The organism is Cobetia sp. 3AK, assembly GCF_029846335.1.
Taxonomy (GTDB): Bacteria; Pseudomonadota; Gammaproteobacteria; order Pseudomonadales; family Halomonadaceae; genus Cobetia; species Cobetia marina.
The window spans coordinates 279,254-292,660 of sequence record NZ_JARWKR010000004.1; the positions used below are offsets into that span (position 1 = coordinate 279,254).

The window sequence follows — 13,407 nt, forward strand, 5'->3', positions numbered from 1 at the left end:
GGCCATGCAGGAGCTGAGACTCATGAGGACGACGAGTCACGAAGGTGAGGTCTCTACAACGGTTCCTGCACAACGGTTCCTGCACAAGCACGGAGACCGCAACATGTGCGGTCTCCGTGGTGAAGCCTGATCAGCCTGCGACAGGCAAGCGAGTCAACCGCATCACTCGCTCAGCAGGCCCGCTTCCTTGTAGTACTGCTTGGCGCCATCGTGCAGCGGAGCTGTCAGCGATGCACTGACCATCTCTTCCTTGTTCAGCACCTGGAAGGCCGGGTGCAGACGCTGGAACTGATCGAAGTTGTCGAACACGGCCTTGACCACCTCGTAGGCGACACGATCTTCCACTTCGGTGCTGGACACGATGGTGGCGCGCACCCCGAAGGTGGTGACGTCGTCATCGTTGCCGCGATACATGCCGCCCGGGATGGTGGCGACCGAGAAGTACGGCTTCTCGTCGACCAGCTTGGTGACCGCGTCGCCGGTGACGTTGACCAGAGTCGCGTCACAGGTGGTGGTGGCTTCCTTGATGGAACCGGACGGGTGACCCACGACATAGACGTAGCCGTCGATCTTGTTGTCGCACAGCGCGGAGGACATCTCAGAAGCCTTGAGCTCGGATGCCACCGAGTAGACGCTGGTGTCCTTGTCCTGGGAAGACAGCAGGGTGTCAATGGTGGAGCGCTGACCGGAACCCGGGTTGCCGATGTTCATGCGCTTGCCTTCCAGCTGATCGAACTCGGTCACGCCACTGTCCTTGCGGGCAACGACGGTGAACGGTTCCGGGTGCAGGGAGAACAGGGAGCGCAGTTCCTTGTTGGGGCCGAAGTCCGCGAAGTCACCTTCGCCTTCATAGGCGTTGTAGTGGGCATCTGACTGAGCGACGCCCATGTCCAGCTCACCGGTACGAATGCTGTTCAGGTTGTAGCCTGAACCACCCGTGGACTCGACGCTGCAACGAATGCCGTGTTCCGCCTTGCCACGATTCACGAGGCGGCAGATGGCACCACCGGCCGGATAGTAGACGCCGGTGACACCGCCGGTGCCGATGGTCACGAAGGTCTGCTCCGCGGCGCTGGCGCCACCGGAGATCCCCATCAGGCCAAGACCTGCGGTCGCGACCGCCGCTGTCAACGACTTCTTGATCATGGTCATCTTGAAACTCCCTTTGCTGGCTTGTTATTGGTGTTGCCGTCTTGCATCCCGGCTGAACACTGCGAAGGAGACAACCTGATCACCGCATTGCATGACAAGGTTGATATTTCAGCAACTTGTAGATGCTCGACGCTGAGATGAGATTAGCATAGCTGATGTCTCTGGTACGTAACGGAAAAGCTTTATGCTACGAAAGGTGTATACGCTGGCAAGATCATGTGGTGACCTGAACTGGCAGACAAGAAATTCACTGGTCAAGCGCCCTTCGCGCACAAAAAACGCCCCGCGGTGATGCCGCGAGGCGTTTTTTCAAGCTGGCGATCGCTGACGAGTGTCAACGAATGGTAACGCTGCCCATGGAATAGCCCAGAGCTTCCTCACCGTCGCCTGCATGGGGCGTCAAGTGCGGGTCACGCTGCGCATGGTCACGAATTCTTCGGCAGCGGTCGGGTGGATACCGACCGTCAAGTCGAAGTCGGTCTTGGTCAAGCCAGCACGTACGGCAATGCCGATGCCCTGCATGATCTCGCCTGCCTCATCCCCCACCATGTGGACGCCGACGACCTTGTCGGTTGCATCATCGACGATCAGCTTCATCAGACTGCGCTCGTCACTGCCGGACAGCGTGTGCTTCATCGGGCGGAAATCGGCGGTGTAGACACGGATGCTGTCGAACTTCTCGCGCGCCGCTTCCTCGCTGAGGCCGACGGTGCCGATGTTGGGGTGACAGAACACGGCCGTCGCGATGGTGTCGTAATCCAGGCCACCGACCACGCCATCACCGAAGTGTGCGCGAACCAGATGCATGGCCTCTTCCAGCGCGACCGGCGTGAGTTCCGGCCCGCCGGTGATGTCACCGAGTGCCAGGATGGAAGGCGTGGTGGTCTCGAAGCGCTCATTGACGCGCACGGTACCGTCGGCATTCAGCTCGACATCGACATTCTCGAGCCCGAGACCATCGATGTTCGGCTTGCGACCGGTCGCGGCGAGAATGCAGTCGACTTCCAGCACCTGGCCATCGCTGAGGCTGACCTGATAGACATCGCCCTGCTTGTCGATGGACTGCACGGTGGTGTTGAAGTGCAGGTTGACGCCCTTCTTGGCCATCTCGTCGCGCGTGAAGGCGCGCACTTCATCGTCAAAGCCCCGCAGGAACAGCTCGCCGCGATAGCTCAGATGCGCCTCGGCCCCCAGGCCATTGAAGATGCTGGCGAACTCGACGGCGATGTAGCCGCCGCCAATGACGAAGAAGCGCTTGGGGAACTGCTCGAGATCGAAGATGCGGTTGGAATCCAGCGCATGCTCACGGCCCGGGAAGTCCGGCAGGAAAGGCCAGCCACCGGTAGCCACCAGAATCTTCGCGGCGGTATAGCGCTTGCCGTTGACTTCGACGGTGTTGGCATCGGCGATCGTGGCACGGCCGTCGATCAGCGTGGTGCCGGAGTTGTTGAGCATGTTGCGGTAGATGCCGTTCAGGCGCGTGATCTCGGCGGTCTTGCGATCTCGCAGAGTGGCCCAGTCAAACCGGGGAGCCTCGCCGATGTTCCAACCGAAACCTGCGCTGTCCTTGAAGGAATCATGGTAGTGAGCCGCATAGGAGTAGAGCTTCTTCGGCACGCAACCCACGTTGACGCAGGTGCCGCCGAGATAGCGATCTTCCGCGACGGCAACGCGTGCACCGGTGGCTGCGGCAGTACGCGCTGCACGCACACCGCCGGAACCGGCGCCAATGACGAACAGGTCGAAGTCAAACTGGCCTGTCACAGGCTGTTGGGTCTGATCGGACACGGGAATCTCCTTGATGAATTGGCCACATGGTATCAGGAGTCATGCCCCTCGGCAGCCCCATGACGTGGGCTGCGGTCATCCGCCATCGTGACTGCTGGTTGACCCTGCAGGTCATCGCGCGGTAAAAATACCAATGATGTTAGACAAAAGTTACAACATGCGCCGCTCACGATGGCCTGCGATGTTGACGTATTGCATTGCAGAGGGCCTGGCGGCGGCAAGCATGTCTGTACAACATCTTCCCCTGCCCCGTCATCCTGATAAGTGGTCCCCTCGCCATGAGCAATATTGAAAAGCTGTTGGAGCAGAACAAGGTCTGGGCCGAGTCCATGACCGAGCGTGATCCTGACTTCTTCAAGCGACTCTCCGACCAGCAGAATCCGGACTATCTGTGGATCGGCTGTTCCGACTCACGCGTCCCCGCCAACCAGATCATCGACCTCCCGCCGGGTGAAGTCTTCGTTCACCGCAACGTCGCCAACCTGATTCACTACAACGACATGAATGCGTTGTCAGTGATCCAGTACGCCGTGGATGTCCTCAAGGTCGAGCACATCATGATCGTCGGCCATTACGGTTGTGGTGGTGTACGCGCTGCCATCACCGGCGGGGACAACGGCATGGTGGACTACTGGCTGCACAGTCTGCGCGAGCTCTACAACCTGCATCACGCCGAGCTCAAGGACTTGCCGCTGGACGAACAGGTCGACCGCATGTGTGAGCTGAATGCGCGTTCTCAGGTACAGAACCTGGCGCGTACCAAGATTCTCCAGCGTGCCTGGGAGCGCGGTCAGAATCTGCAGATCCATGGTTGGGTCTATGGCCTCTCGGATGGTCGCGTCAACAACCTGGAGTGCACCATCAGCGGTCTCTCCCAGGTGCCGAACCTCTATCGGGTTGACCGCCTGACGCCTGTCGCCGGCAGCAATGAGTAAGTGAAATGAGTAAGTGAGCAGGCGCACCCGGCTCTGCCTCCACGCCTGAGGCTTCTCGGCTCGCCAGCGGTGCGCCACCACACGCCTTCCTTTCGGGAGGCGTGTCACGTTGCAGCGTTGATTTCGGGTGTATGACGCCCGCGAAATTGCGCACAACGACTAGACCTTAGTCGCGAATCAAGCCTCGCACCAGAACGGTGCATCTCATCGTTTCCTTCCAGGCAATCTCGGATTCCTCGTCCGGGAACACCGCCTCGTCAAGAATTTCCCCGCTGCCATCTCCGCAAGACAGGCTCCATCGTTTGCCCGACTCGCGGGAGGGCACGATGGCGTGGCTCTCTTGCCGCCTTTCGATGAGCCAGGATGCATATCGCCATCAAGCCATTGAATTGAATAAGAATATCTCTTCAATTCCCTTTGTCGGAATGCCATCACCACTCACGCTCTCCCCACGTGACGCAGGCAAGAGACTAAACCAACCGTCCTGAACGACACTTGCCATCGTCAACCGACGCCATGCAAGACGCCCTTGCCTCGTGATGCACCAGCAACGTGTGTGTTGCGCTTTTGTCGACACCGCTATTCACGGCCTGAATCTGGCTAGTCAACATTTCGATTGTCTCTGTGCGGCGTGTCTCACTACTGTGAAAGCGCATCCTTGCGTGTCGCCCTGAGGGAGACAATGCGAAGAGAGCCACAAGAACAACCAAACATCACAAGCAAAGGGAAGCTCATGACCCGTCAGAATGCCTTCCAGTCCCTCTTCCAAAAGAAGACCCTGTGCGCGCTGATCGGCAGCGCGACATTGGCCATGGCGACACCAGCCCTGGCCGAAGATGTCACCTTGCGCATGGCCTACGACGCAGACCCGGTCACGCTCGATATCCACGAGCAACTCTCCGGCGGCACTCTGCAGCTGTCGCACATGGTCTATGACCCGCTGATTCGCTGGAACAAGGATCTGGGCTTCGATGGCCGTCTGGCCAAGAGCTGGGAGCGTGTCGATGACAACACCATGCGCTTCCATCTGCGCGAAGGCGTCAAGTTCCATTCCGGCAATGATTTCTCCGCCAAGGATGTGGTCTGGACCATCGAGCGCCTCAAGAAGAGTGCTGACTTCAAGGCCATCTTCGCACCGTTCACTGACGTCAAGGCAGTGGATGACTACACCGTGGATCTGGTGACCGACAAGCCTTTCCCGCTGGTGCTGAATGCCGCCACCTACATCTTCCCGATGGACAGCAAGTTCTATTCCGGCGAGACCGAAGACGGCAAGGCCAAGGATGAGATCGCCAAGGCCGCCAACACCTTCGCCTCACGCAACGAGTCCGGTACCGGCCCCTACAAGGTCACTGACCGTCAGCAGGGCGTGAAGATCAGCTTCGAGCGCTTCGAGGATTACTGGGATACCGAATCCCCGGGCAATGTCGACGACATCGTGCTGACGCCGATCAAGGAAAACGCCACCCGTGTCGCGGCGCTGCTCTCCGGCGACATGGACTTCATCGCGCCGGTACCGCCGACCGACCTGGAACGCATCCGCAAGCAGGATGGCGTGCACCTGGTCGAGATGGGCGGCACCCGCATCATCACCTTCCAGATGAACCAGGAACGTGTCGAAGCCTTCAAGGACAAGCGTGTCCGCCAGGCGGTCAACTACGCCATCAATCAGGAAGGTATCGCCCAGAAGCTGATGAAGGGCTTCGCGACCCCCGCTGCCCAGATGTCGCCGGATGGTTATCAGGGCCACAATCCTGAGCTGACACCGCGCTATGACGTGGCCAAGGCCAAGGAGCTGATGAAGGAAGCCGGTTACGAAGATGGCTTCAAGATCAGCATGATGGCGCCCAACAACCGCTATGTGAACGACGCCAAGATCGCTCAGGCCGTCGCCTCGATGCTGGCCAAGATCAACATCACGGTAGATCTCAAGACCCTGCCCAAGGCCCAATACTGGCCGGAATATGATGCACGTGCGGCCGACATGATGATGATCGGCTGGCACTCGGATACCGAAGACAGCGCCAACTTCTTCGAATTCCTGACCTTCTGCCCGGATGCCGACAGCGGTGTCGGTCAGTACAATTCCGGCAACTACTGCAACCCGGACGTCGACAAGATGGTCACCGAGGCCAACCTGGAGACCGACACCGAGAAGCGCGCCAAGATGTTGCAGGCTGCCGAGAAAGCCGTCTACGACGATGCCGGCTTCGTGCCGCTGCACTGGCAGAACCTTGCCTGGGGCGCGCGTGATGGCGTCAACATCGAGCCGGTCCTCAACGTGATGAACTTCCCGTACCTGGGTGATCTGGTCATCGACCAGGACTGATCCCACGCCGTGAGTGAGCGACAGGCACTGGACCGTCTTGCATCGTCCAGTGCCATGTTCCTGGCCACGCACCCCTCGCGACAGGCAAGTCAGGCAACCGGAGACAGGCAACGTGAGCTCTCTGGTTGCCCTGCTTGGCTGAAGGCGACGACTTACCCCCGCTTGTTCCTTCCCCTTGGTCATCGCCTCTCGGTGATGGGTTGGGGAGCCTGTGCCCGATGACAGGCCAGCGACAGGCGGGACTCCTGACACCCAGCGCGATTGGCCAGCCAGACCAGGCCGCCGCGCGCGAGACCGTGATGTTCACGAGGAAGGTGGCGATCCATGATTGCCTTTCTGATCAAACGCCTGATGCACGCCGTACTGGTCATGTTCGTGATCAGCATCATCAGCTTCGCCATTCAGGACAACCTGGGCGACCCGCTGCGCGAGATGACCGGCCAGGCCGTGTCAGAAGCCCAGCGTGAAGTCATGCGCGATGAAATGGGGCTCAACGACCCCTTCATCACCCAATATCTGCGTTTTGCCGGCAATGCCCTGCAAGGGGATCTCGGCACCTCGTATTTCTACAAGCAGCCAGCGACCGAGGTGATACTCAAGCACCTGCCCGCCACGCTGGAACTGGTGATGGCCTCGAGCCTGATCATCATCCTGCTCTCTGCCCCCATCGGCGTGTTCGCGGCGATCCGCCCACGCAACTGGCTGTCACGCCTGTTCATGGGCACCTCGATCATCGGGATCTCGGTGCCGGTGTTCCTGACCGCCATCGTGTTGATCCAGCTGTTCGCGATCGGCGTCACGGTGGACTGGTTCCCCGGTGATACCCCCTGGGGCAGTGTGCTGAACGGCATGCTCTCCACCGATGGCGGCATGCCTTCCTACGGGCGGGGTGAGCTGGTCCATGTGGCAGGCCCCTGGTCCAGCGGCTTCTTCACCGCCGATGGCCTCTGGCATCTGGTACTGCCGGCCATCTCGCTGGCCTCGATCATGCTGCCGCTGTTCATCCGCCTGATTCGCGCCGAGATGATGGAGGTCCTGCAGTCGGACTACATCAAGTTCGCGCGTGCCAAGGGGATCGGCCTCAAGCGCATCTACTTCCTGCACGCACTGAAGAACACCATGCTGCCGGTGATCACCGTCGGCGGTGTACAGATCGGCACCATGGTGGCCTACACCATCCTGACCGAGACCGTCTTCCAGTGGCCGGGCATGGGCCTGATGTTCCTCGAGGCCATCACCCGCTCCGACATTCCGCTGATCGTGGCCTACCTGATGATGGTCGGCGTGATCTTCGTGATCACCAATACGCTCGTCGACCTGATCTACGGTCTGGTCAACCCCACCGTCAAGCTTGCGGGGAAATCGGCATGAGCCATTCCACTTCCGAGACCCATACGCCCGTCACTCCGAAGACCAGCTCCATCGCGGTCCCCGGACGCTGGCAGCGCTTCCGTGAGTCCTATCTGGTCTACAGCTTCAAGCGTGACTGGATGGCCCAGGCCTGCCTGCTGGTCTTCATCGCCATGGTGCTCGGGGCCTTTCTCGCCCCATGGATCGCCCCGGCGGACCCCTATGACCTGGCCACCATCGACATCATGAACTCGGAGCTTCCGCCGGCGTGGATGGCGGGAGGTGATCCGGCCTTCCTGCTGGGCACCGATGCCCAGGGGCGGGATCTGCTCTCCACCATTCTGTACGGCACGCGCGTGTCGCTGCTGATCGGCTTCGGTGCCGTGATTCTGCAGGCGTTGCTCGGCGTGACCTTCGGGCTGCTGGCGGGCTATCTGGGGGGACGTGTCGATGCCTTCCTGATGCGCATGGCGGATATCCAGCTGTCGTTCTCGACCCTGATGGTGGCCATCGTGGTGGGTGCCATCATCAAGGCGACCTTCGGTGGCGCCGCCTTCTCGGACTATGCGCTGATCCTGCTGATCCTGATCATCGGGCTGGCGGAATGGCCCCAGTATGCGCGCACCGTCAGGGCGTCCGTGCTGGCGGAGAAGAGCAAGGAATATGTCGATGCCGCACGGGTGATGGGCTTCCGCTCCCGCCGCATCATGTTCCGCCACATTCTGCCCAATACCCTGTCGCCGATCTTCGTCATCTCCACCGTGCAGATCGCCAACGCGATCATCTCGGAGGCGGCGCTGTCCTTCCTCGGCCTCGGCATGCCGGAAACCCAGCCGTCACTGGGCTCACTGATCAAATCCGGCTTCGACTATCTGCAGTCAGGCAGCTGGTGGATCACGCTGATTCCCGGTGGCGTGCTGATTCTGCTGGTACTGGTGATCAATCTGCTGGGCGACTGGCTGCGTGACGTGATGAACCCCCGCCTCTACAAGGGCTGAAGCCGCGAGGAATCAAGACAATGGCATTACTTGAAGTCAACCACCTCGATGTCCGCTTCGCCATGCGAGGCGGCGAGGTCCGCGCCCTGCGCGACGTCAGTTTCACGCTGGAACGTGGCGAACGCCTGGGCATCGTGGGTGAGTCGGGGGCCGGCAAGTCGGTCGCCGCCTTCACCATCCTGAATCTGATCGCCAAGCCCGGCTACATCGCCGGCGGCGAGATCAAATTCGATGGCGAAGTGCTCAACACCATGAAGCCCAAGGCGATGCAATCGATTCGCGGCAATCGCATCTCGATGATCTTCCAGGACCCGATGATGACGCTGAATCCGGTGCTGACCATCGGCGAACAGATGATCGAGTGCTTGAAGGCGCACCGCCGCATCTCCAGCAAGGATGCGCGCGCCATCGCCCTGCACAAGCTCAATCAGGTCTTCATTCCCTCACCGGAAAAGCGTCTTGATCAGTACCCGCACGAGCTGTCCGGTGGCATGCGTCAGCGCATCATCATCGCCATCGCGTTGCTGCTGGACCCGGACATCATCGTCGCCGATGAGCCGACCACCGCACTGGATGTGACCATCCAGGCCGAGATCATGGAGCTGCTGTTGCTGCTGTGCGAGAAGCACAATGTCGGGCTGATCCTGATCACCCACGACCTGGGTGTCGTCAGCCAGGTGACCCAGCGCACCCTGGTGATGTATGCCGGCCGCGTGATCGAGCAGGGCCCGACCCGCGAGATCATCAATGATGCTCAGCACCCCTATACCCAGGGGCTGATCAACGCCCTGCCCCAGATGGCCACGCCCGGTAGTCGCCTGAATCAGATTCGCGGCTCGATGCCCACGCTGACCAAGATTCCGGCTGGCTGCGCCTTCAATCCGCGCTGTGATTTCGCGGCGGATGTCTGTCATGAGCAGGTGCCCGCCTTCGTGGCATCCGGCAATTGCAAGGTGGCCTGTCACATGGTGCAGGCGATGGTAAAAGGAGAGTCGTGGACCCCGATCGTCACCGATGCCTCCCAGGCTCCCCGAACGGAGGTGAACGCATGAGTCAGGCCATTCTCACACCAGAGGAGCGTCTCGCCAGCGGGACAAGTGCCGCGCTCGGCGACACCCTGGTCGAGATCCGCGATCTCGAGAAACGCTTCTCGCTGTCCGGTGACTTCCTCGAACAGCTGACCTTCGAGAAGGGACGCCTGCGGCGCAAGCAGGAGTACGTGCATGCCATCAATGGCGTCACTCTCGACGTCAAGCGTGGCGAAGCGTTGTGTGTCGTCGGCGAGTCCGGCTGTGGCAAGTCGACGGTCGCACGTACCGTGATGGGGCTGCTCAAGCCCAGTGGCGGGGAGATACGGTTCGACGGGACACGTATCGATGACATGGCACCCAGGGACCTGCTGCCCTATCGCCGTCGCATGCAGATGATCTTCCAGAACCCCTATGCGTCGCTCAATCCCCGCATGACCATCCAGCAGACGCTGGAGGAGCCGCTGCGCTTCCACCAGCCGACACTGAAGGATGGTGAGATCCGAGACAAGATCGAGGAAGTGATGCGCTCGGTGGGGATCGACCCGGATTGGGGCAAGCGCTATGCCCACGAGTTCTCCGGTGGCCAGCGCCAGCGCATCTCGATTGCCCGCGCACTGGCGGTGGACCCCGAGTTCATCGTCGCCGATGAGCCGATCTCGGCACTGGATGTCTCGATTCAGGCTCAGGTGCTCAATCTGATGATGGATGCGCAGGAACAGCGGGATCTGACCTACCTGTTCATCACCCACGATCTTGCCGTGGTAGAGCACTTCGGGACACGTGTCGCCGTGATGTACCTGGGGACCCTGTGTGAGCTGGCGGACACTCGCTCGCTGTTCGCTCGTCCCAGACACCCCTACACCCAGGCACTGATGTCGGCGATACCGCGCCTGCATGATGACAAGCCCAATCACATCCGCCTGGAGGGTGAGGTGCCGACCCCGGTGAATCTGCCATCGGGCTGCGTCTTCCATGGCCGCTGCCCGCATGCCAATGAACGCTGCCGTCGGGAGATCCCGCGCTTGATCGCCATCGAGGGTGGTCAGGTGGCCTGCCATGCCGTCGAGGAAGGCAGAATCGACTGAGCAGGACACCTGCCCAGATGCCACTCCGTGGTGAGTCGCCCCGTGCCTCAGGGCCCGGCCCTCGGGGCACGGATGGCGATGTCCAAGGCAGCCGGCGCAAGCCGACTGCCTTGCCGTCTGATGACATGCCTGGCGTGGACTTTCGGGTCGACATCGACGGATCGACGATTGCATCCCACTCTCGGTCTAGGGCAACATCTCGCAGATCCGATATTGACCAAGGGGTCAATCCGCCCGGTAGCGAATCGTCACGATGAACGCTGCCGGGCATGGCGCCATTGACCTCCCCGCAAGATACCCTGGTGTGACACGTCCGCAGAGATGTGCGCCCGACCTCCTGACATGGCCTGTTGACAGGCCGACGAGGCACACCGAATCCATGGAAATACGCTGGCTCGAAGACTTCATCGTTCTGGCTCAGACCCGTCACTTTTCACGGGCAGCCGATGCACAGAATGTCTCTCAGCCCACCTTTTCTCGCCGTATCAAACTGCTGGAAGAGGAGATGGGCACCACATTGATCAATCGTCAGACCTTGCCACTGTCACTCACCCCTGCCGGGGATGAGTTTCTCCAGCTGTGCGAGCAGATTACCGAGCGGGTACGCATCACGCGTGAACGTCTGCAGGACATGGCCCAGCAGCAGGCCAGCAAGATCTCGCTCGGTGCGCCGCAATCGCTGGTATCACATTTCCTGCCCGAATGGCTGGATCAGCGCCAGCTGCGGGAGCAGGTGTTTCCCTATCTGCGTGCGACGGGCTGGCTGGCGGCGGATTACTTTCATGGTCTGGATCGCGGCGAGTGTGATCTGGCCATGTGTTACTGGCCTCAGGCACGTGTGGATCTCGGCTTTGAACTGGACAGCTACCAATACCTGGTGGTCGGTGAGGAGTGCTTCATCCCGCTATGTGCGCCCCAGGCGGATGGCAGCCCGCTTCACCCCCTGCCGGGCACGCGTCGCAATCCCTTGCCGTTCATCAGCCCTCACCCTCGCGCCGTCATCGCGACCTCATTGACGGCTCACCTGGCTCAGGTGCCCGTCCAGGCACACCTGGTGACCATGAACGAGAACATCCAGGCAGCCAACATCAAGGCACTGGTGCTGCAGGGCTACGGCATCGGCTGGTTGCCACAGCGTCTGGCGGCCGCGGAGATGGCCAGCGGGCAGCTGGTGCGCGCCGGAGATGAACGCTGGGATCTGCCACTGCATATTCGACTCTATCGCCCGCGAGAGCCACGTCACGCCAGCGTCAGTGAGCTATGGTCGCGGCTTGGCAAGCCACCGGAGTCCGGCGGACTGACCTGAAGGACTCACCGGCGACAGCGCAGCTCTGAACCACATTGACATAAGGAAGACAGATGTTCGAACCTCGCCTGAATGACCCCGCACTGACCCATGCCGAGGCACATCGCGCGCATCTGGCGGCGCTGCAGGCGCGCTATGAGCTTGCCATGCAACAGCATGATCTGGACGCCATCGTGCTGCATAGCGGCAAGCCGAAACGGCATTTCGCCGATGACCAGGATGCCAGCTTCAAGTCCCATGCTCACTTCCTTCACTGGGTGCCGATGGCAGGCCTGAGCGATAGCTGGCTGCTGGTTCGTCCGGGTGAGCGTCCAACGCTCTATCTGTATGCCCCTGATGATTTCTGGCACCTGTCGCCCACGTTGCCGACACCTGACATCGCCCCCTGGGCTGCGTGCTTCGAGATCGTGCATCTAGGCAAGCCGACACTGCCGAAGCGTCCCGAGGGCCGCGTGGCTCTGGTGGGTGAGATCGCCGAGCTTCAGCCGGAGGTGGTCAGCGAGCTTGAGGCGCTGCCCAATCCGCTCGGGCTTGTCCGTCAGCTGGACGAGGGGCGCGTCTGCAAGAGCGAATTCGAGATCGCCTGTCTGAGAGAGGCCAGCCTGCGCGCTGCCCGTGGCCACCTGGCTGCCCGGCGGACCTTCATGGAGGGCGGTGCGGAACTTGATATCCAGCTGGCATATCTCGGCGCGTCCCGCCAACGCGAATCCGATGTGCCCTACGGCAATATCGTCGGCCTCAACGAACATGCCGCGGTACTGCATTACCAGCACTATGGCCTACAGACGCCTGATTCCCGCCGCAGCCTGCTGGTGGATGCCGGTGCCAGCGTGCACGGCTATGCCTCCGATATCACCCGCAGCTGGGCGGGTGATGACGCGCTGCCCCTTTACCGCTCACTGATCGAGGGCGTGGAGGCACTCCAGAAGCGCCTGATCGCCAGACTGGCGCCCGGGGTCGATTACGTCGAGCTTCACCTGGAAATGCATCGCGAGCTGGGGGAGCTGCTGCGTGAACTGGGCGTGGTTTCCCTGCCTGCCGAGGAGCAGGTCGCACAAGGCATCACCGCCGCCTTCTGTCCGCATGGTCTCGGGCACCTGCTGGGGCTACAGGTGCATGATGTCGCGGGTCGAATTCCGGATCACACCAGCGGTGAGGTGCGTCACCCTCCGGAAGGTCACCCGATGCTGCGCCTGACCCGCGTACTCGAGACCGGCATGGCCATCACCATCGAGCCGGGTTGCTACATCATTCCCATGCTTCTCGAGCCACTGCGCAGCGATGCACGGGGCAAGGCGATCAACTGGTCACTGGTAGACGCCCTGGCACCTCATGGCGGTGTCAGAATCGAGGACAATCTGGTCATCACCGCCGATGGCGCCGAGAACCTGACGCGCAGCCCCGACACCGGATTGTGAGCAGCGCAGTGACCT

10 protein-coding genes are annotated in these 13,407 nt (G+C 61.1%); 8 read left to right on the forward strand and 2 right to left on the reverse strand.

The annotated features are described in order from the left end of the window. Positions 1-162 precede the first annotated feature (162 nt). Both QD228_RS07810 and gorA read right to left on the reverse strand, forming a co-directional pair. A complete protein-coding gene (locus QD228_RS07810; RefSeq protein WP_103751429.1) occupies positions 163-1,152 on the reverse strand; it encodes a TAXI family TRAP transporter solute-binding subunit in 990 nt (329 codons plus the stop codon). Between the two features lie 399 nt (positions 1,153-1,551). Beyond that, on the reverse strand, positions 1,552-2,940 hold the full coding sequence (gorA, locus tag QD228_RS07815) for a glutathione-disulfide reductase (protein ID WP_254696484.1): 1,389 nt from the start codon (positions 2,938-2,940) through the stop codon (positions 1,552-1,554). A gap of 278 nt (positions 2,941-3,218) precedes the next feature. Between gorA and can the strand changes: the two genes are divergently transcribed. The 8 genes from can (at position 3,219) to pepQ (ending at position 13,392) form a co-directional block, all read left to right on the forward strand. Further along, a complete protein-coding gene (can, locus tag QD228_RS07820; RefSeq protein WP_084208684.1) occupies positions 3,219-3,875 on the forward strand; it encodes a carbonate dehydratase in 657 nt (218 codons plus the stop codon). 733 nt (positions 3,876-4,608) lie between these two features. Further along, positions 4,609-6,204 (forward strand): ABC transporter substrate-binding protein, encoded by a 1,596-nt coding sequence (locus QD228_RS07825; RefSeq protein WP_136937815.1) that lies wholly within the window; start codon positions 4,609-4,611, stop codon positions 6,202-6,204. Positions 6,205-6,528: 324 nt separating this feature from the next. After that, entirely contained in the window at positions 6,529-7,575 is a 1,047-nt protein-coding gene (locus tag QD228_RS07830) for an ABC transporter permease (protein WP_077376432.1), read from the forward strand. Further along, a complete protein-coding gene (locus QD228_RS07835) occupies positions 7,572-8,552 on the forward strand; it encodes an ABC transporter permease (RefSeq protein WP_077376435.1) in 981 nt (326 codons plus the stop codon). Before QD228_RS07830 ends, QD228_RS07835 begins: the two co-directional genes overlap by 4 nt. Positions 8,553-8,572: 20 nt before the next feature. Beyond that, positions 8,573-9,604: an ABC transporter ATP-binding protein gene (locus QD228_RS07840; protein ID WP_136937816.1), complete on the forward strand. Its 1,032-nt coding sequence runs from the start codon at positions 8,573-8,575 to the stop codon at positions 9,602-9,604. After that, on the forward strand, positions 9,601-10,668 hold the full coding sequence (locus tag QD228_RS07845) for an oligopeptide/dipeptide ABC transporter ATP-binding protein (RefSeq protein ID WP_077376441.1): 1,068 nt from the start codon (positions 9,601-9,603) through the stop codon (positions 10,666-10,668). The genes QD228_RS07840 and QD228_RS07845 overlap by 4 nt, the downstream gene beginning before the upstream one ends. A gap of 379 nt (positions 10,669-11,047) precedes the next feature. Then, entirely contained in the window at positions 11,048-11,974 is a 927-nt protein-coding gene (locus QD228_RS07850; RefSeq protein ID WP_279875032.1) for a LysR family transcriptional regulator, read from the forward strand. 53 nt (positions 11,975-12,027) lie between these two features. Next, entirely contained in the window at positions 12,028-13,392 is a 1,365-nt protein-coding gene (gene pepQ / locus QD228_RS07855; RefSeq protein WP_279875033.1) for a Xaa-Pro dipeptidase, read from the forward strand. Positions 13,393-13,407: the final 15 nt, after the last annotated feature.